The organism is Pseudomonas sp. 3-2 (genome assembly GCF_019710535.1).
GTDB lineage: Bacteria > Pseudomonadota > Gammaproteobacteria > Pseudomonadales > Pseudomonadaceae > Aquipseudomonas > Aquipseudomonas pharyngis.
This window is the reverse complement of record NZ_CP081200.1, coordinates 1968628-1986708: the sequence shown is the minus strand read 5'-3', so window position 1 is coordinate 1986708 and position 18081 is coordinate 1968628. Positions and strand designations below refer to the sequence as shown.

At 60.3% G+C, this 18081-nt stretch carries 20 protein-coding genes; 14 read left to right on the top strand and 6 right to left on the bottom strand.

Annotated features, from left to right (window positions below; translation table 11 throughout):
* Positions 1 to 9: 9 nt before the first annotated feature.
* From K3819_RS09155 to aroC, 3 genes are read right to left on the bottom strand one after another with little or no spacing between them, the layout of a single operon-like run.
* On the bottom strand, positions 10 to 636 hold the full coding sequence (locus K3819_RS09155) for a methylthioribulose 1-phosphate dehydratase (RefSeq protein WP_007959997.1): 627 nt from the start codon (positions 634 to 636) through the stop codon (positions 10 to 12).
* On the bottom strand, positions 633 to 1778 hold the full coding sequence (locus K3819_RS09150; RefSeq protein WP_221399087.1) for an MFS transporter: 1146 nt from the start codon (positions 1776 to 1778) through the stop codon (positions 633 to 635). Before K3819_RS09150 ends, K3819_RS09155 begins: the two co-directional genes overlap by 4 nt.
* 31 nt (positions 1779 to 1809) lie before the next feature.
* Complete coding sequence (gene aroC / locus K3819_RS09145; RefSeq protein WP_221399086.1) at positions 1810 to 2901, bottom strand: chorismate synthase; 1092 nt, start codon at positions 2899 to 2901, stop codon at positions 1810 to 1812.
* Positions 2902 to 3031: 130 nt separating this feature from the next.
* Here aroC and K3819_RS09140 point away from each other — a divergent pair, with 130 nt between their 5' ends.
* Both K3819_RS09140 and K3819_RS09135 read left to right on the top strand, forming a co-directional pair.
* Entirely contained in the window at positions 3032 to 3985 is a 954-nt protein-coding gene (locus tag K3819_RS09140; protein ID WP_039769918.1) for an alpha/beta hydrolase, read from the top strand.
* A gap of 96 nt (positions 3986 to 4081) precedes the next feature.
* Positions 4082 to 4873: a hypothetical protein gene (locus K3819_RS09135; protein WP_085649374.1), complete on the top strand. Its 792-nt coding sequence runs from the start codon at positions 4082 to 4084 to the stop codon at positions 4871 to 4873.
* Positions 4874 to 4959: 86 nt separating this feature from the next.
* Here K3819_RS09135 and prmB read toward each other — a convergent pair whose 3' ends face one another.
* Positions 4960 to 5868 (bottom strand): 50S ribosomal protein L3 N(5)-glutamine methyltransferase, encoded by a 909-nt coding sequence (gene prmB, locus K3819_RS09130; protein WP_221399084.1) that lies wholly within the window; start codon positions 5866 to 5868, stop codon positions 4960 to 4962.
* 239 nt (positions 5869 to 6107) lie between these two features.
* Here prmB and K3819_RS09125 point away from each other — a divergent pair, with 239 nt between their 5' ends.
* The 5 genes from K3819_RS09125 to K3819_RS09105 all read left to right on the top strand — a co-directional run bounded on the left by K3819_RS09125 (position 6108) and on the right by K3819_RS09105 (position 8877).
* Positions 6108 to 6698 (top strand): cysteine hydrolase family protein, encoded by a 591-nt coding sequence (locus K3819_RS09125; protein ID WP_011333204.1) that lies wholly within the window; start codon positions 6108 to 6110, stop codon positions 6696 to 6698.
* A 131-nt stretch (positions 6699 to 6829) separates the two neighbouring features.
* Positions 6830 to 7150, top strand: a complete 321-nt coding sequence (locus K3819_RS09120; protein ID WP_007960009.1) for a hypothetical protein — start codon at positions 6830 to 6832, stop codon at positions 7148 to 7150.
* Positions 7151 to 7223: 73 nt separating this feature from the next.
* Positions 7224 to 7781 (top strand): Smr/MutS family protein, encoded by a 558-nt coding sequence (locus K3819_RS09115; RefSeq protein ID WP_039769915.1) that lies wholly within the window; start codon positions 7224 to 7226, stop codon positions 7779 to 7781.
* A 77-nt stretch (positions 7782 to 7858) separates the two neighbouring features.
* The gene (folE, locus tag K3819_RS09110; RefSeq protein WP_003204506.1) at positions 7859 to 8404 is read left to right on the top strand and encodes a GTP cyclohydrolase I FolE; all 546 of its coding nucleotides are present in this window, start codon (positions 7859 to 7861) and stop codon (positions 8402 to 8404) included.
* A 101-nt stretch (positions 8405 to 8505) separates the two neighbouring features.
* Positions 8506 to 8877: a glutathione S-transferase N-terminal domain-containing protein gene (locus K3819_RS09105; protein ID WP_085613494.1), complete on the top strand. Its 372-nt coding sequence runs from the start codon at positions 8506 to 8508 to the stop codon at positions 8875 to 8877.
* 34 nt (positions 8878 to 8911) lie between these two features.
* Here K3819_RS09105 and K3819_RS09100 read toward each other — a convergent pair whose 3' ends face one another.
* Positions 8912 to 10078: a PLP-dependent aminotransferase family protein gene (locus tag K3819_RS09100; protein WP_221399083.1), complete on the bottom strand. Its 1167-nt coding sequence runs from the start codon at positions 10076 to 10078 to the stop codon at positions 8912 to 8914.
* Positions 10079 to 10160: 82 nt separating this feature from the next.
* Between K3819_RS09100 and K3819_RS09095 the strand changes: the two genes are divergently transcribed.
* The 4 genes from K3819_RS09095 (at position 10161) to K3819_RS09080 (ending at position 14547) form a co-directional block, all read left to right on the top strand.
* On the top strand, positions 10161 to 10604 hold the full coding sequence (locus K3819_RS09095) for a MarR family winged helix-turn-helix transcriptional regulator (RefSeq protein ID WP_039769905.1): 444 nt from the start codon (positions 10161 to 10163) through the stop codon (positions 10602 to 10604).
* A 196-nt stretch (positions 10605 to 10800) separates the two neighbouring features.
* Complete coding sequence (locus tag K3819_RS09090; RefSeq protein ID WP_064594610.1) at positions 10801 to 12150, top strand: NCS2 family permease; 1350 nt, start codon at positions 10801 to 10803, stop codon at positions 12148 to 12150.
* 87 nt (positions 12151 to 12237) lie between these two features.
* Positions 12238 to 12867, top strand: coding sequence for a LysE family translocator (locus K3819_RS09085; RefSeq protein WP_221399082.1), 630 nt, complete (start codon positions 12238 to 12240; stop codon positions 12865 to 12867).
* A gap of 141 nt (positions 12868 to 13008) precedes the next feature.
* Entirely contained in the window at positions 13009 to 14547 is a 1539-nt protein-coding gene (locus tag K3819_RS09080) for a hypothetical protein (RefSeq protein ID WP_221399081.1), read from the top strand.
* 122 nt (positions 14548 to 14669) lie between these two features.
* On the opposite strand, the gene uraH is transcribed toward K3819_RS09080, so the two are convergent.
* On the bottom strand, positions 14670 to 15023 hold the full coding sequence (gene uraH / locus K3819_RS09075) for a hydroxyisourate hydrolase (RefSeq protein WP_011333195.1): 354 nt from the start codon (positions 15021 to 15023) through the stop codon (positions 14670 to 14672).
* Positions 15024 to 15452: 429 nt separating this feature from the next.
* Here uraH and puuE point away from each other — a divergent pair, with 429 nt between their 5' ends.
* The 3 genes from puuE (at position 15453) to alc (ending at position 17977) form a co-directional block, all read left to right on the top strand.
* Positions 15453 to 16379: an allantoinase PuuE gene (gene puuE, locus K3819_RS09070; protein WP_064594599.1), complete on the top strand. Its 927-nt coding sequence runs from the start codon at positions 15453 to 15455 to the stop codon at positions 16377 to 16379.
* Positions 16376 to 16891: a 2-oxo-4-hydroxy-4-carboxy-5-ureidoimidazoline decarboxylase gene (gene uraD, locus K3819_RS09065; RefSeq protein ID WP_085613502.1), complete on the top strand. Its 516-nt coding sequence runs from the start codon at positions 16376 to 16378 to the stop codon at positions 16889 to 16891. The genes puuE and uraD overlap by 4 nt, the downstream gene beginning before the upstream one ends.
* 90 nt (positions 16892 to 16981) lie before the next feature.
* Positions 16982 to 17977 carry an allantoicase gene (gene alc / locus K3819_RS09060; protein ID WP_007960036.1) on the top strand — a complete coding sequence of 332 codons (996 nt, stop codon included), beginning with the start codon at positions 16982 to 16984 and terminating at the stop codon, positions 17975 to 17977.
* The last annotated feature ends 104 nt before the right edge of the window (positions 17978 to 18081 follow it).

Sequence of the window (18081 nt, the reverse complement as noted above, 5' to 3'; positions counted from 1 at the left end):
CTGGTGAAGTCAGCCTTGGCGGTTCATGACGCTGCGGGTCTTCAATTCGCATTCAAACAGGAATTCAAAGGCCTCGATCTGACGCAGCGCGTCACTCATCTGCGCGCCCCAGGTGTAGAGGCCGTGGCCGCGAATCAGATAACCCACGCAATCGGGATGGGCGTCGAGCCAAGGCTGCACCTTGGCGGCGAGGCGCGCAATGTCCTGATCGTTGTCGAAGATCGGCACGCGCACCCGGGATTCGTGGGTCGAGATGCCGCTGAAGGCTTTTTGCAATTCGTAATCTTCGAACTCGATGAAGTCTTGCGGCGTCAGGCGCGACAGCACCGTGGCGTTCACCGAGTGGGTGTGCAGCACCGCGCCGATCTCCGGGCGCCAGCTGTAGAGCTGGGTATGCAGGAGGGTTTCGGCGGACGGTTTTTTGCCGGGCTCCAGGCTGTTGCCGGACAGGTCGGTGGCGAGCACGTCGTCCAGGCCCAACTGGCCCTTGTGCTTGCCGGACACCGTCAGCAGCGCTTCGCTCGGTGACAGGCGCGTCGAGTAATTGCTGCTGGTGGCCGGCGACCAGCCGCGACCATAAAGAAAACGCCCGGCGTCGACAATTTGCTGGGCAAGCTGTTCACGGGTAAGGCTCATGGCCTGTCCTCTTGCATTCGAATGGCAATGATAACGGCAGCGGCGAGCGCTGCGAGACTGGCAATACTAAAGGTCAATGTCGCGCCGAGGGCATTCCAGCTGTAGCCGGAATACAACGCGCCGAGCGCGCCACCGGTGCCGGCCAGCGCTGCATACAGCGCCTGGCCCTGCCCTTGCTGACGCGCGCCAAAGCTACGTTGCACGAACGCGATGGCAGCCGCATGAAAGCTGCCGAACGTCGCCGCATGCAGCACCTGGGCAAACAACAGGACCCACAGGAATTCGGCGAACGAACCTAGCAGCAACCAGCGCAACGCCGCCAGCAGAAAACTCGCCATCAGCACCCGCCGCAGGGAAAAACGCGCGAGGATCAGGCTCATGGCCATGAACATCAGCACTTCTGCCACCACGCCGACCGCCCAGAGCATGCCGATCACGCCACGGCTGTAGCCCAAGCGTTCGAGGTGCAGGGTCAAAAATGTGTAATACGGCCCGTGGCTCATCTGCATCAGCGCCACGCAACCGTAAAACGCCAGCACCCCGGGATTGCGCAGTTGCTTGAGAAAGCCTTCGCCCGTCGGCCGGTTGCCCTGAGGCGGTTGTGCGTTCGGCACCCACAGGCTACTGAGCACGATGCCGGCCATGATCAACACCAGCGCCGCCGGGTAGATATCGAGGCTGAGCCACTCGAACAGGCGACCGAGGGCGACCACGGTGATGATGAAACCGATCGAGCCCCACAGCCTGATCTGACTGTAGCGGGAGGTCTGGCCCTGCAAATGCGCCAGGGTGATGACTTCGAACTGCGGCAGCACCGCGTGCCAGAAGAATGCATGCAAGGCCATGACCATCGCCAGCCAGGCGTAGGTCTTGCTGACGAAAATCAGCGAGAAGGTCAACAGCGTGCAAACCGCACCAAAGCGCACAATGGCCAGGCGCCTGCCGGTGTAATCGCCGAGCCAGCCCCAGATGTTCGGCGCCACGCAGCGCATCAGCATCGGGATTGCCACCAGCTCGCCGATGCGCGCGGCGCTGAATCCGAGATGATCGAAGTACAGCGCCAGAAACGGCGCCGTCGAACCGAGCAAGGCGAAATAGAAGAGATAGAAACTGGACAGCCGCCAGTACGGGAGCGCCGCCACGCTCAGACCGCAGCGGCAGTGAGTTGACCCATCAGAGCTGGCCCAGCACCGGGGTGCTCACGCGCACATCGGCGTTCTGGCCACGGTGGCGCAGCAGGTGATCCATCAGCACGATGGCCATCATTGCCTCGGCAATCGGCGTGGCGCGGATGCCGACGCATGGATCGTGTCGACCCTTGGTGATCACTTCGACCGGATTGCCGTCGATGTCGATCGAACGGCCCGGGGTGGTGATGCTCGAAGTCGGCTTCAACGCCAGATGCGCGACGATCGGCTGACCCGAAGAAATCCCGCCAAGGATGCCGCCCGCGTTGTTGCTGAGGAAACCTTCCGGAGTCATTTCATCGCGGTGCTCGGTGCCACGTTGGGCAACGCAGGCGAAACCGGCGCCGATTTCCACGCCTTTGACCGCGTTGATGCTCATCAGCGCATGGGCCAGTTCGGCGTCGAGACGGTCGAAGATAGGCTCGCCCAGGCCCGGCATCACGCCTTCGGCAACCACAGTGATCCTGGCGCCGACGGAGTCCTGATCGCGACGCAGCTGGTCCATGTAGGCTTCCAGCTCCGGCACTTTGTCCGGATCCGGGCTGAAGAAGGCGTTCTGCTCGACCGATTCCCAGGTCTTGAACGGGATTTCGATCGGGCCGAGCTGGCTCATGTAGCCGCGAATGATGATGCCCTGGCTGGCCAGGTACTTCTTGGCGATGGCGCCGGCCGCGACGCGCATGGCGGTTTCCCGCGCCGAGCTGCGACCGCCGCCGCGATAGTCGCGCTCGCCGTATTTGTGGTGGTACGTGTAGTCGGCGTGGGCCGGGCGGAACAGGTCCTTGATCGCCGAGTAGTCCTTGGACTTCTGGTCGGTGTTGCGGATCAGCAGGCCGATGGAGCAACCGGTGGTGCGGCCCTCGAACACGCCGGAGAGGATTTCGACTTCGTCGGCTTCCTGGCGCTGGGTGGTGTGGCGGCTGGTGCCCGGCTTGCGACGGTCAAGGTCGCGTTGCAGGTCTTCAAGGGAAATCTCCAGGCCCGGCGGGCAGCCGTCGACAATGGCGACCAACGCCGGACCATGGCTTTCGCCCGCGGTGGTGACAGTGAACAGCTTGCCGTAGGTATTGCCGGACATGCAGGACGCTCCGTTAAATCGAACCCAGATTCGTGATGCGCGCCAGTATACGCAGGCTAACCGAGTAGTTCATCCTCGAACCTTAGCGGTGTGGGTGAGTCCAACCGGCACCTTGGCAAATGATGGCGTGATGATGCTGCGAGTTTTGATCTTGAGCCTTTCCCTGTTTACCGGCTTCGTCCAGGCGACTGTCCTGCAACGTCCGGTCACGTTGACGACTGACAACGGCGAACTTTTCGGCTCGCTGTTGCTGCCCAAATCCGACAACCCCGTGCCGGTTGTCCTGATCCTTTCAGGCTCGGGTCCTACCGATCGTGACGGAAACAACCCCGACGGTGGACGCAATGACAGCCTCAAGCGACTGGCCTGGGTGCTGGCCAAACACAACATCGCCAGTGTGCGTTTCGACAAGCGCGGCGTGGCCGCCAGCCTGGCGGCAACCCCGGACGAGCGAAACCTGTCGGTGGAAGCCTACGTGGCGGACGCTGTGGCCTGGGGGCAGAAACTGAAAGCCGATCCGCGCTTCGGTCCGTTGATTTTGCTGGGCCACAGCGAAGGTGCATTGATCGCCAGCCTGGCGGCGCCGAAGGTGGACGCCGCCGCGGTGATCTCCCTCTCTGGCACAGCCCGGCCCATTGATCAGGTACTGCGCCGGCAACTGGCCCGCAGCCTCCCTCCTCCTTTGATGCTGCGCAGCAACGAATTGCTCGACAGCCTCAAGGCCGGGCGCACCGACGACAATGTGCCGGCGCCCTTACAGGTGATTTTCCGTCCGAGTGTGCAGCCGTACCTGATTTCGCTGTTCCGTCAGGATCCGGCGGCGGCCTTCGCTCAACTGCAAATGCCGGCGCTGATCGTGCAGGGCAGCAACGACATTCAGGTTCAGGTCGATGATGCGAAATTGCTCAAGGCTGCCAAACCGGACGCGCAACTGGCGCTGATCGAAGGCATGAACCACGTGTTGCGCATCGTGCCAAACGACGTGAAGCGGCAATTGGCGTCCTACAAGGATCCGAATTTGCCCTTGGCGGCTGAACTGGGGACACGCGTCCTTGAATTTATTGACGGACTTCGCACCCGTTAAGCTCTTTTACCCTCCAGTCTTGCAGAAAACGGCCGATAAGCCTTTGTCGCCAGCGTACTGGCTGGCGGCAAGCAGCTTGGACAGGATCTCGCCGTTATGACCGATACCCAGACTTCACCCGACACCACCGCTGAAAAAGACGCACCGCCAGCGGTCGAGCTGCCATGGGCGGATGTCCACGTCGAGCACCACAAGATGCTCCGCCTGGCGCCGTTGCAGACTGACCGCAATACCGGCGGACGGCCGCTGCGCTTCGTTGAATTCGGATACGCCGAGCGCAACGGCAAAGAACACAGCCTGATGCGCATGGCGATCAAGTTGCCTGCTCAGCGTGTGCGCAAAGAACAGAATCATCTGGACGTGTGGGTCGATCACACGACCAAACGCGTGCATTTCGGCCCGGACAGCGGTCTGCAGATCGAACCGATGAACCGTGGCATCGGCCGCTTCATGGCTGCCCAGGGCATCAACTGGGCAAAAAAACGCTGGCCCACCTACACCGTCGACGGCATGGACTTGAACAACAAGGACGCGCTGAATGAAGACACTCGCCTGCGCCGCGATCACTTTTTGCGGGTGCATGGCTTTGATGTGGTTTACGCCGATGCCCAGCATTTGAAGGGCAGCGTCAAGGAAGTGAAGGTTGGTGACTTGCTGGGCGACTGGAACAGCGAGAAGTTGCAGATCGTCGAAATTCTTGAAGCTGCGCAAATGCTGCAGCAGGCCGAGCAGAACCTCGCCGAGCAGGAAGTGAAGCTGAAGAAGCAGGAAGACAAGGTCAGCAAGTTCAAACGTGAAGACGCCGGGTTGCGTTTCACCATTACCTGTCTGGTAGCGTTTGCGGTGTTTCAGGCTGGGTTGCTGATCTGGATTGCAACGCACCGTTGATGGCTTGAGACCGCGGTACCGCCATTCGCGAGCAGGCTCGCTCCCACAGGGGAATGCATTTCAGCTGTGGGAGCGATTCATGCCATTTAGACGCGGGAAGCGAAGAATGCCTGATGGGCGCGGCACTGTTCGGCGGTCAGCATGAACACGCCATGCCCGCCGCGCTGGAACTCCAGCCAGGCGAAATCGACTTCCGGGTACAGCGCTTCGACGTGTACCTGGCTGTTGCCCACCTCGACAATCAGCAGACCCTTCTCGGTCAGATGATCCGCCGCTTCGGCGAGCATCCGGCGTACCAGGTTCAAACCGTCGTCGCCGCAGGCCAGGCCCAGTTCCGGCTCGTGCTGGTATTCGTCCGGCATGTCGGCGAAATCTTCCGCATCGACGTAAGGCGGGTTCGACACGATCAGGTCGAAACGCTGGCCCGGCAGGCCATCGAAACCATCGCCCTGCACGGTGAACACCCGCTCATCGACGCCATGGCGCTCAATGTTCTGGTTCGCCACTTCCAGCGCTTCGAACGACAGATCCGCCAGCACCACTTCGGCATTCTGGAACTCGTAGGCGCAGGCGATGCCGATGCAACCGGAGCCGGTGCACAGGTCGAGAATCCGCGCAGGTTCGTCACCGATCCATGGGGCAAAACGGTTTTCGATCAGCTCGCCAATCGGCGAACGCGGGATCAGCACGCGCTCATCGACGATGAACGACATGCCGCAGAACCAGGCTTCGCCCAGCAGGTAAGCGGTGGGAATGCGTTCTTCGATGCGGCGCTTGAGCAGGCGCTGAAGATTGACCAGTTCATCGTCTTCCAGCGCGCAATCCAGATAGCTGTCAGCGATTTCCCATGGTAGGTGCAAGGCACCGAGCACGAGCTGCCGGGCTTCGTCCCAGGCATTGTCGGTGCCATGGCCGAAAAACAGATCCTCCCCATGGAAGCGGCTGACGGCCCAACGAATGTGGTCGCGCAGGGTACGAAGTCGGGAAGTGATCACGGGGCAGAACTCCAGAAAAAACGACTGGCGATTCTAGCAGCCAAAACGCGCCGCGACGACGCAGGAAAGATTCCGGGGCGACGGTAGGACTCTTCCGATTTTCCCCTCGGCTATTGAACAGATCGTGTAACTTGACAAGGCTGCAGGCCAGCAACGACGGTGTCTACGATGGTAGCGATTCACAGAACCGCTCAGCCAGAGGACAATGTCGCAAAAGCCCCACCCGAAGGAGCCCCAGAATGTCCGTTCCAAAAACGATGTTTCAACTCAGCGGTCGCGGTTACGCAGCGGCCACGTTGAGCCATGCCACCGTGGTCATCATCGATGCCCAGAAAGAGTACCTCAGCGGCCCGCTGGCCCTGAGCGGCATGGACGCGGCTGTCGCGAACATCAAACAACTGGTTGCCGCCGCCCGCGCGGCCGGCCGGCCGATCGTGCATGTGCGCCACCTCGGCACCGTCGGCGGTCTGTTCGACCCGCAGGGCGAACGCGGCGAGTTCATCCCCGGCCTGGAACCCCAGGGCGATGAAACCATCATCGGCAAGTTGCTGCCGAGCGCCTTTCACGGCACCGAACTCTACGATCGTCTGCAAACCATCGGCTCGCTGGACCTGATCGTCTGCGGTTTCATGAGTCACTCCAGCGTCAGCACCACCGTGCGCGCGGCGAAGAACCTGGGTTTCCGCTGCACCCTGGTCGAAGATGCCTGTGCCACCCGCGATCTGCCATTCAAGGGCCGCGTGCTCAGCGCCGAACAGGTGCAGGAAGCGGAAATGGCGATCATGGCTGACAACTTCGCTACCCTCGCCCTGACCCAGGATCTGATCTGATCTTCCGTAAATGAGCGGCTCAGCCCGCCGCTCATCTGCAAAAACCTCGCATTTGCTTCAATTACCCTAGCCTCAGGAACAACCCGGTCAACTCCCGGTCGAAGGGCCGATACCCATTGAGGAAGGTCGGAATGAAGTTATCCGATGGATTTGACGCACGCCGCTTGCGGCCCAAAGGCCAAAGCAACTGGCGATTTCGATTCGGCGCGGCGATTGCGGCCATACTGGCGACGTTCGGCGTGCTGCTGGCGATGGCCGGGGCCGCCAGCCTGCTGGGGCGCCCACCGGCGCTCGGCGACCTGAACGCAACCCCGCTCGGCTCCGCAATCATTCTCGCAGTCGGCCTGCTGTTCCTGTATTTCGGCGTGGCCCTGTGGCGTCGTTGCCGGCGTCGCGCACGGCAATCGCGAGAATTGAACATGTCCCCGCACCTGATGAAAAAACACGATTGATCGACGGCCTGGCTTTTTGCCGGGCCGTTTTGTATCCGTTTGGGTAAACTGGCCGCCCTTCGCGGAGGCTGATATGCAAGACGACGATTTTTCCCTGTTCAAAAGTGCGATCCAAGGCGTCAAGCCGATCAAGCACGACCGCGCCGACACCGGCAAACCCAAGGCTGACCGAGACCGGATCGCCAAGCTGCGCCAGTCCGCCACCGTGCGCACCGACACCACCACCGTTGACGGCCTGTCCGATCAGTTCGTGATTGACGTCGGCCCCGAAGACGAGCTGATGTGGGCCCGTGACGGCGTGCAGGAAAGCCAGATGCGCAAGCTCAAGATCGGGCAGATCCCGTTCGAAGGCAGCCTCGACCTGCACGGCATGAGCGTAGAAAAAGCCCGCGAAACCCTCTGGGCGTTTCTCGCCGAAGCGACCAAATTCGAAATCCGCTGCGTGCGCGTCACCCACGGCAAGGCTGTGCGTCTGGACGGCAAGCGGCCGATGATCAAAAGCCACGTCAACACCTGGCTGCGCCAGCATGCGCAAGTGCTGGGTTTCTGCTCGTGCCAGGCGAAACATGGCGGCGCCGGCGCCGTGTATGTGATGCTCAAACGCACCATGATGGAAGGCCGCGACGAATAATCCCGTCACACCGAACTTGCAGGGTCGTGTCCGCCACCGTACCCTTGCCCTTTGCGAAAATCCCCACAGGTAGTTTCATGTCCCTGGAACAGAATTACACCGCGATTCTCGGCCAACTGGGCGAGGACGTCTCCCGCGAGGGCCTGCTCGACACGCCAAAGCGTGCCGCCAAAGCCATGCAGTACCTCTGCCGCGGTTATGAACAGACGCTCGAAGAGGTCACCAACGGTGCCCTGTTCAGCTCCGACAACAGCGAAATGGTGCTGGTCAAGGACATCGAGCTCTACTCGTTGTGCGAACACCACCTGCTGCCGTTCATCGGCAAGGCCCACGTCGCGTACATCCCGAGCGGCAAAGTGTTGGGCCTGTCGAAGGTCGCGCGGATCGTCGACATGTACGCCCGTCGCCTGCAGATTCAGGAAAACCTCAGCCGCCAGATCGCCGATGCGGTCCAGCAGGTCACCGGCGCGCTGGGCGTGGCCGTGGTGATCGAGGCCAAGCACATGTGCATGATGATGCGCGGTGTGGAGAAACAGAATTCGTCGATGATCACTTCGGTGATGCTCGGTGAGTTCCGTGAAAACGCGGCGACCCGCAGCGAGTTTCTCAGCCTGATCAAGTAATGCGTGACAGAAAAAACCGGCGTTGATCGCCGGTTTTTTTTCGTCCGTGAAAAATCGGGTAAGCTGCGCGCCTTCTTCAATGTCCCTGTGAGGCTTGTAACGTGTTCGTCAAAGCGCTTCGTGTCGGCCTCGGCCAACTGATCATCTTCCTTGATTTCCTCACCCGCCCGGGCAAGAAGCAGCGCCCCGCCGCTGCCCAGGCTCAGGTTGATGCCGCCGCCAGGAGCCTGACCCTGTATCAGTTCCACGCCTGCCCGTTCTGCGTGAAGACCCGCCGCAGCCTGCGCCGCCTGAACGTTCCGGTGGCCCTGAAGGATGCGAAGAACAACGAGCAGGATCGCCAGACCCTGCTGGAAGAGGGCGGCAAGATCAAAGTGCCGTGCCTGCGCATCGAAGAGAACGGCCAGACCACCTGGATGTATGAGTCCAACACCATCATCGAGTATCTGAACCAGCGGTTCGCCGCAGTCTGAATCAAAAAAACCGGCCTGATGAAGGCCGGTTTTTTCATGCGGCCTCGGCGGCCTGCGCCTGGCGCACCACCGCTGCCAGGCGTTTGAGCCCTTCGTCCAGTCGAGCCGGGTCGATGTGACTGAAGTTCAGGCGCAGATGACCGGGGTTGCGATCCGGATCGGGGAAGAACGGTTCGCCGGGCATGAACGCCACATCGTTGGCCAGCGCGGTGTTCAGCAACGTGCGGGTGTCCAGCGGTTGCTTCAGGGTCAGCCAGAAAAACAGCCCGCCCTGCGGCGTGTTCCAGTCCGCCAGATCGGCGAAATGGGTTTCCAGCGCCACTTGAAAGGCATCGCGGCGCTGACGATAGAAGCCACGCAATTCACTCAAGTGCTGCTGATATTTCTCACTGCCAATCCACTGCAATGCCTGCCACTGACCGATGCGGTTGGTGTGCAGATCCGCCGACTGCTTGAGTTTGAGCAGATGCGGAAACAGGTCCGGACTGGCGATCAGGTAGCCGACGCGCAGACCCGGCAAAAGGGTTTTGGACACGGTGCCGGTGTAGATCCAGCTGGATTTCTTGAGGCGCCCGGCAATCGGCTGGGCGCTGGCGCCGTCGAAGGTCAGCTCGCGGTAAGGCTCGTCTTCGATCAGGGTCACGCCGAATTCGTCGAGCAATGTCGCAACGGCTTCGCGCTTGGCTTCGCTGTAGCGCACGGCCGATGGGTTCTGGAAGGTCGGAATCAAATAAATGAACGCCGGGCGGTGCTGCTCCAGACGCTGGCGCAACTGTGCGAGGTTCGGGCCATCAGCCTCCAGCGGCACGGTCAGGCAATCGGCGCCGAACAGCTGAAAAATCTGCAAGGCCGCCAGATAGGTCGGTGCTTCGAGCAGGATTTCGGTGCCCTTGTCGATGTACAGCTTGGCCGCCAGGTCCAGAGTCTGCTGGGAACCACTGACTACCAGCACCTGACTCGCCTCACACGGTAAACCCAACGCCCTCGCCTCTGCCGCCAGCGCTTCGCGCAATGCCGGCTCACCTTCGCTCATGCCGTACTGGCCGAGAGACAGCGGCATGTCGGCCCACTCGACCTTCGGCAACATGGCTTCAGCCGGCAAACCGCCAGCGAAAGACATCACTTCCGGACGCTGGGCCGCGGCAAGGATTTCACGGATCAGAGAACTTTTGAGGCGCGAGACACGTTCGGAAAAAGCCATGGAAGTCACCGCTAGCGAGGCATGGGAAAAATGAGTCAAACTTATTGACTGAAATTACGACACCTCACTCGGAAACGTCAACATGCTTGACCTTAAAAACTGCGCCAGCCAACAACAGGCCATGGAAGCCTTCTTCTTCGGTTATCAGGCGTTCACCGCCAAGGCTGACGAAATGCTCGAGCGTCGCGGCCTGTCCCGAGTCCACCAACGCATCGTGTTTTTCATAGCTCGCTATCCGAACCTGAGCGTCAAGGAATTGCTCGCGCTGCTCGGCGTCAGCAAGCAGGCGCTGAACATGCCGTTGCGGCAATTGCAGGAAATGCACCTGGTGAACAGCGTGGCGTCCGAGACCGATAAACGTAAACGCCTGCTGGAGCTGACCGTCGAAGGTGCGAAATTTGAGCAGGCGCTGCGTCGTGAACAGGTGAAATTGCTCGAGCGCGTCTTTGCCGAAGCCGGCGAAACGGCGGTCAACGGCTGGCTGGCGGTCAATCTGGCGCTGGGAACCAATCGCCCAACCGAGTGATATAGCTCGATCACCAGTCTTTTCGTCTACAAAACCAAAAACAATATTTGCTTTATTTGTACACAAAAGCATAATCCACAGCGTGCGAGTTCCTGACCGCATGGTCAACAAATTCGCGTATGCCTCAAAGGACCGCTGCCACCCCTCATGGGTCCGGTCCTGGAAATAACAATAAAACTCTTGAGGAGTACTCGCTGTGGAAAGCCGCAAATCCGAAGCATCGACGCTGGAACTCTCGCCGCCGTTACGCACTGGCCTGCTTGAGCGCATCTTCAAACTCAGCTTGCATGGCACCACGGTGAAGACCGAGCTGATTGCCGGTCTGACAACCTTCATCACCATGGCCTACATCATCTTCGTCAACCCGAACATCATGGCCGATGCCGGGATCGATCACGGTGCAGCCTTCGTCGCCACCTGTATCGCCGCCGCGCTGGGCTGCCTGCTGATGGGCCTCTACGCCAACTGGCCGGTGGGCCTGGCGCCGGGCATGGGCCTCAACGCGTTCTTCACCTACACCGTGGTCGGCACCATGGGCTACAACTGGGAAACCGCGCTCGGTGCGGTGTTCGTCTCGGGCGTGCTGTTCATGATCCTGACCTTTTCGCGGATTCGCGAATGGCTGCTCAACAGTATTCCGGTCAGCCTGCGCTATGCGATGGGCGCCGGCGTGGGTCTGTTCCTCGGGCTGATCGGCCTGAAAACCGCCGGCATCGTCGTCGATAGCCCGGCCACCCTGATCAAGCTTGGCTCGCTGCGTGAACCCGGTCCGCTACTTGCCGCCATCTGCTTCCTGATGATCGCGATCCTCAGCTATCACAAAGTGTTCGGCGCAATCCTCATCAGCATCATCACCGTGACACTGGCCGGTTGGGGAATTGGTCTGGTGCACTACGAGGGCATCATGTCCGCGCCGCCAAGCCTGGCGCCAACCTTCATGGCCATGAACGTCGCCGGCGTGTTCAACGTCAGCATGATCAGCGTGGTGCTGGCCTTCCTGTTCGTGCACATGTTCGACACCGCCGGCACCCTGATGGGCGTCGCCCAGCGCGCTAACCTGGTGAACCCTGACGGGCGCATCGAAAACCTGTCCCGCGCCATGAAAGCCGACTCCGCCTCCAGCGTATTCGGCGCGGTGGTTGGTGTCCCTCCCGTCACCAGCTACGTGGAAAGTGCCGCCGGCGTGGCCGCTGGTGGTCGGACTGGTCTTACCGCCGTCACCGTGGGTGTGCTATTTATAGCCGCGATGTTCTTTGCACCGCTGGCCGGCATGATTCCCGCCTATGCCACCGCTGGCGCGCTGATTTATGTAGCGATGCTGATGATGGGCGGCATGGCGCACATCGAATGGGACGAAGCGACCGACAGCATTCCGGCGATCGTCACCGCGATCATGATGCCGCTGACCTTCTCGGTCGCCGACGGTATCGCGCTGGGCTTTATTACCTATGTCGCGCTGAAGGCCGGCACCGGTAAATACAAGGAAATCTCCGTCAGCCTGTGGGTGCTCTGCGCGATCTTCATCGCCAAGTTCATCTTCCTGTAAGCACTACGCGGTTCATGCTTCAAAACAGCCTCACCTCACCGGGTGGGGCTTTTGCACATTCTTGATAACGATAAAAAGGAGCAAGTGATGAGTCTGGAAACCTGGCTGCTGTTCAGCGGCGCTGCGCTGGTGGTGATCCTGATTCCGGGGCCGCTGTCGTTGCTGATGATCAGCAACAGTCTGAATTACGGTCTGCGTCGTTCGTACCCGGCGTTTCTCGGTGGCGTGTTCGCCTCGATCTGCCTGCTCAGTGCCTCGGCGCTGGGGCTGGGTGCTCTGCTGCTGGCGTCCGAAAAACTGTTCAGCGCCCTGAAGATCGTCGGCGCGATTTATCTGTTCTACCTCGCCTGGCAGAGCTGGCAGCAATCGCGCCAGCCGTCGGTGGGTGCCGAAGTGCCCGACGCGGCGCCGGTTCCGCGCTTCCGTGCACTCTTCGGTCGAGCATTCGTGCTGGGTGCCAGTAATCCAAAAGACATTCTGTTCTTTGCCGCTTTCCTGCCGCAGTTCCTCAACGCCGGGCAGCCGTTTCTGCCACAACTAATGGTGATGATCGCAACCTGGACCGTACTTGATCTGCTGTGCAAGCTGACCTACGGCCTCGGCGCCCACGGCGCGGCGCGTTACCTGCGCAGCGGCAGGGGTCAGAGCTGGTTTAACCGCATCAGCGCCGGATTGTTTGGTGGCGCAGGGGCGGCATCGTTGCTGAGCAGCCACTGACCCCGGCACACCGGCTGACACCTGGAAACATCTGATTCGGTGCGTAGACATATCTACCGCATTTCGCCGAGTCGATTCATTGAACATCCAGCCTCTCCCGTCCGGAGAGACATGAATCGACTCTGCGAGTACCTATATCCCATGAGCCCCAAGCATCCAACACGCCCCAAACCAGCAACCTCATCACAGGAATCGAACGTCGGGATCCGCGATTCAACTATTCCGATCATTTCACGTCCACCCCCGACAGCCCCTCATCACGGTATCGACGCAATACCCACAATCGCCCCGCGCGAGTTTGTTCATACATATCCCGAACACAGTGTCCTTGAGATCGTCGACCTCCCCGCTGACACGCTGATCACCCCTGTCGCTCCCCACATGCCGATCGACCAGTATTTTCTCCCACCGAGACTGCTCACCCGCCTGCCCGATCCCGATCCACAATCCGGCATTCGATCAGCCGGGGCGCTGAGGCACTATGTCGATCTCCAGGAAGGTGGAACAGTGCTGGTCGGCAACGATGCGGAAAACGGCTTCAGGGCCAGGCTTGCGAGTGAAATCAACCCTTCCGGCCCTCGGCTCGAACAGATAGAAGGCTCACTTCAATGGCGCGTACGCTCGAGGGCTGAAACCGACGACGCGCCTTCCACGCTGTTCATCAGTCGCGTGCCAATGCCGCAGGATGCTGCCACATCCGGACAATGGGCTGACCCGTGGCGGCAATGGGAACCTCCTCTCCATCACCGATCGCCAGACGACATCATCGTCGACGGAATCCATTACAAATTGCTGCCGCGTGGCACCGATGCCGGAGATCCGATCGTATATATCAAGAACCCGGAGCACATGATTTACGACTTCGCGCTGCTGGAGCGGGTTCTGCGAAGAGATTTCATGCAACAACCCCGTGGCGCGATCCGCGTACCTCCTGCGTTTCACTGGGAAATCGACCCGAATCCGCCCTTCCAGCAACCGTTGACGGACTATGTCGCCAATCGGTTTCCACAACTGTCCCAAACCACGGTCCGCAACGTGGCCAGACACCAGTTCGTCCTCGCCAATGGCGGCGACATTGCCACGGGCAGCGGACTTACCCGGCTCAGGCAAACCTTCAATGACTGGCGCATGGGCAACGATGCACTGCGCCCGGAGCTGGCCGATCCACTGCTGATGCTGCCGATACTGCATACGTCCAGCAACGCCCACAGCAACGATCTGACGCTGGAGCTTCCGACTCCCAATACGGACGGCTCCCTGCAACGACTGGACTTCGATCCGGAGAGGTTTCGGCCGCAATGGCGAAATTACATGTTGACGCAGTCAGCGGTCGACCTGAAGCGCTTCATGGCGTACGTGCTGCGACACAATGGCTACGAAGTTTTCGATCCCAGCAGGGCAACCGTATATCCAACACTGGTTCTTCGCCAGAAGATGCACGACTTTGTGTATTGCCTGAGCCTATATCGCGTCAGGGGCCGGAAAATTCATCGGCTGACGAATCTCGAGCCGAACGACTTCGACGCACGACTGGAGCATCTGGTCGACCCGCCGGCAGCACAGGTGGTCAGAGAGGCACATGCACAAAACCGGTTGATCTGGCTCAAGGGTGGATCTCAAATACTCGCCTCCCACGCGGATACCGTTTTCATCGTCAGGGACAATGACGCGAGGCTTTGAAGCCGTGACTCTGCCTGCCGGGGGTGGTTCGAAACGCAAAAAAAAGCCCGCAGTGTGAGCGGGCGAAAGACCAAAGAAGCTATATGCGCAGTCGCTTCCCGGTGGGGGCAGCTGCTTGGGGGTCAGCTGCCCCGATAGGTGGAATAGCTGTAAGGCGAGATCAGCAACGGCACGTGGTAGTGATCCTGTTCGGCAGAGATGCCGAACCGCAGCACCACCACGTCCAGAAATGCCGGCTCCGGCAACTGGACGCCACGGGCGCGGTAGTAATCGCCGGCGTGGAACTGAACCTGATAGACACCGGTACGGTAGTCATCGCCTTGCAGCAGCGGCGCATCGACCCGGCCATCGCTGTTGGTAAGCGCGCTGGCGACCAATTCCAGGTGCGAACCTTCAACGCGGTACAGCTCGACCTTGATCGAGCTGCCCGGGCAACCGTGTGCAGCGTCCAAAACGTGTGTTGTCAAACGTCCCATTGATTCTGCGCGCCTGCCTGCGTGGAGCAGTCAGACCTCGCGCCTCCCGAAGTCAGTTGAAAAGGAGACCGCACCGTTTCGGAGCACGAAAAGCTGCGGCGAGCGACTGATTAAGACACTTTTCAAAAAAATTGTACACAATAAAAACGACATTTTTCCTCCCACCCCCAGCCTCCGCCGATTTTCCGCTGCTCAGGCCTCGAACCATGCATTCATTGAACCTCTGATCCATTAGCTGACTGATCAGGCAGATTTCTTGCAGGCTCTCGCCTTTATCAGCAAAAGAGGACGGCCGGTGAAAAATGCGAAAATTCAGGCTTACAAATTGAGAATAAAGTTGTATACAATCAGCCCATCGCTGTGACGCCAGCTGCCATCCCATCTTCAAGGCGCCACACAATCTGTCAACGAATAAGAAGGAAGACTGCAGTGAGCGCTGACTACCCACGCGACCTGATCGGTTACGGCAGTAACCCTCCTCACCCACACTGGCCGGGCAATGCCCGGATCGCCCTGTCCTTCGTACTCAATTACGAAGAAGGTGGCGAGCGCAACATCCTGCATGGCGACAAAGAATCGGAAGCCTTCCTCTCGGAAATGGTCGCGGCCCAGCCTCTGCAAGGCGCGCGCAACATGAGCATGGAATCGCTTTACGAGTATGGCAGTCGCGCCGGCGTCTGGCGGATCCTGAAACTGTTCAAGGAATTCGACATTCCGCTGACCATCTTCGCCGTGGCCATGGCCGCCCAGCGCCACCCGGACGTGATCCGCGCGATGGTTGCGGCCGGTCACGAGATCTGCAGCCACGGCTACCGCTGGATCGACTACCAGTACATGGACGAGGCGCAGGAACGCGAGCACATGCTCGAAGCGATCCGCATCCTCACCGAACTCACCGGCGAGCGCCCGCTGGGCTGGTACACCGGTCGCACCGGCCCCAACACTCGTCGTCTGGTGATGGAAGAAGGCGGTTTCCTCTACGACTGCGACACCTACGACGACGACCTGCCCTACTGGGAACCGAACAACCCGACCGGCAAGCCGCACCTGGTGATCCCGTACACCCTGGACACCAACGACATGCGCTTCACCCAGGTCCAGGGTTTCAACAAGGGCGACGATTTCTTCGAATACCTCAAGGATGCGTTCGACGTGCTTTATGCCGAAGGCGCCGAAGCGCCGAAGATGCTGTCGATCGGTCTGCACTGCCGTCTGATCGGCCGTCCGGCGCGTCTGGCTTCGCTCAAGCGCTTTATCGAATACGCTAAAAGTCATGAACAGGTGTGGTTCAGCCGTCGCGTCGACATCGCACGTCACTGGCACGAAACCCACCCGTACCAAGGGGCTGCCAAATGAGCACCTTTCAAACCCTGCAACCGTCGACCCTGAGCCGCGACGCCTTCGTCAACGCCTTCGCCGACATCTACGAACATTCGCCATGGGTGGCCGAGAAGGCCTTCGATCTGGGCCAGGACGCGTCGATCGACCAGATCGAAACCCTGCACCAGCGCATGAGCGACATCCTGTTGAGCGCCGATCACGCCAGTCAGCTGGCACTGATCAACGCTCACCCGGACCTGGCCGGCAAAGCTGCCGTCCAGGGCGAGTTGACCGAAGCCAGCACCCATGAACAGGCTGGCGCCGGTATTCACCAATGCACGGCCGAAGAGTTCCAGCGCTTCACCGAGCTGAACGACGCCTACAAAGCCAAGTTCAAGTTTCCCTTCATCATGGCGGTAAAAGGCAGCAACCGGCATCAGATCCTCGCGGCGTTCGAAACGCGCATTCACAACCCGGTCGACACCGAGTTCAAATGCGCGCTGGCGGAGATCAACAAGATCGCCCTGTTCCGATTACTGACTCTCTAGCAAGCCTGGCCCGAGAAACCTCTAGAACGCTTGTGTTTCCCAGGGCCCTGCAAGCATCCCCAGCCACTTATTTAAAGGCAGACAAGAAGAATGAAAGCTTACGCCGTACCTTTCGAGAAGTTCGTCAACCTGGCCGATGCCCGTCTGGGCACCAAAATCATCTCGGTCACCGATGACTGGTTTGCAGACGCCAATCGTCTGTTTCAGCCGACCCCGGCCGTGTGGAAGGAGGGCGTGTTCGATGACAACGGCAAGTGGATGGACGGCTGGGAGTCCCGCCGCAAGCGCTTCGAAGGCTACGACAGCGCGGTGATCCGCCTGGGCGTACCGGGTTCGATCAAAGGCGTGGACATCGACACTTCATTCTTCACCGGCAACTTCCCGCCATCGGCCTCGCTGGAAGCGTGCTTCCTGGCGTCGGGCGAGCCGGACGAAAACACCCAGTGGACTGAAGTGCTGTCGGCCGTCGAACTGCAAGGCAACAGCCACCACTACCACGAAATCAGCAACGACAAGGCGTTCAGCCACCTGCGCTTCAACATCTACCCGGATGGCGGCGTGGCCCGTCTGCGCGTGTACGGCATTCCGTTCCGCGACTGGTCGGCTGTTGGCGACAACGAGCAAGTCGACCTGGCCGCAGCCCTCAACGGTGGCCGCGCCCTCGCCTGCTCCGACGAACACTTCGGCCGCATGAGCAACATTCTCAACCCGGGCCGTGGCATCAACATGGGCGACGGCTGGGAAACCGCACGTCGTCGTACCCCGGGCAATGACTGGGTGATCGTCGCGCTGGGCCACCCGGGCGAGATCGAAAAAATCATCGTCGACACGCTGCACTTCAAGGGCAACTACCCGGACACCTGCTCGATCCAGGGCGCGTTCGTCAAGGGCGGCACCGACAGCCAGATCGAAACCCAGTCGCTGTTCTGGCGTGAACTGCTGCCGAGCCAGAAGCTGGAAATGCACGCCGAACACACCTTCGTCGAGCAGATCAAGGCACTGGGCCCGATCACCCACATCCGTCTGAACGTGTTCCCGGATGGTGGTGTGAGCCGCCTGCGCGTTCTCGGCAAGGTCGCTAAATAAGCGGTGCGCCCTTCGCGAGCAAGTCGAATCGTCGCACCGCCGCTCCCACAGGGGAATGCGATCGAATGTGGGAGCGGGCTTGCTCGCGAAGGCGTCAGAACCAA

Excerpts from the sequence above, each read along its gene's own strand:
- K3819_RS09115 (WP_039769915.1), top strand. The coding sequence starts at position 7,224 with ATGCAAGACGACGATTTTTCCCTGTTCAAAAGTGCGATCCAAGGCGTC.
- K3819_RS09085 (WP_221399082.1), top strand. The coding sequence starts at position 12,238 with ATGAGTCTGGAAACCTGGCTGCTGTTCAGCGGCGCTGCGCTGGTGGTG.
- alc (WP_007960036.1), top strand. The coding sequence starts at position 16,982 with ATGAAAGCTTACGCCGTACCTTTCGAGAAGTTCGTCAACCTGGCCGAT.
- K3819_RS09100 (WP_221399083.1), bottom strand. The coding sequence starts at position 10,078 with ATGGCTTTTTCCGAACGTGTCTCGCGCCTCAAAAGTTCTCTGATCCGT.
- K3819_RS09135 (WP_085649374.1), top strand. The coding sequence starts at position 4,082 with ATGACCGATACCCAGACTTCACCCGACACCACCGCTGAAAAAGACGCA.
- uraH (WP_011333195.1), bottom strand. The coding sequence starts at position 15,023 with ATGGGACGTTTGACAACACACGTTTTGGACGCTGCACACGGTTGCCCG.
- K3819_RS09125 (WP_011333204.1), top strand. The coding sequence starts at position 6,108 with ATGTCCGTTCCAAAAACGATGTTTCAACTCAGCGGTCGCGGTTACGCA.
- aroC (WP_221399086.1), bottom strand. The coding sequence starts at position 2,901 with ATGTCCGGCAATACCTACGGCAAGCTGTTCACTGTCACCACCGCGGGC.
- K3819_RS09155 (WP_007959997.1), bottom strand. The coding sequence starts at position 636 with ATGAGCCTTACCCGTGAACAGCTTGCCCAGCAAATTGTCGACGCCGGG.
- K3819_RS09140 (WP_039769918.1), top strand. The coding sequence starts at position 3,032 with ATGATGCTGCGAGTTTTGATCTTGAGCCTTTCCCTGTTTACCGGCTTC.
- K3819_RS09095 (WP_039769905.1), top strand. The coding sequence starts at position 10,161 with ATGCTTGACCTTAAAAACTGCGCCAGCCAACAACAGGCCATGGAAGCC.
- K3819_RS09120 (WP_007960009.1), top strand. The coding sequence starts at position 6,830 with ATGAAGTTATCCGATGGATTTGACGCACGCCGCTTGCGGCCCAAAGGC.
- K3819_RS09080 (WP_221399081.1), top strand. The coding sequence starts at position 13,009 with ATGAGCCCCAAGCATCCAACACGCCCCAAACCAGCAACCTCATCACAG.
- folE (WP_003204506.1), top strand. The coding sequence starts at position 7,859 with ATGTCCCTGGAACAGAATTACACCGCGATTCTCGGCCAACTGGGCGAG.
- uraD (WP_085613502.1), top strand. The coding sequence starts at position 16,376 with ATGAGCACCTTTCAAACCCTGCAACCGTCGACCCTGAGCCGCGACGCC.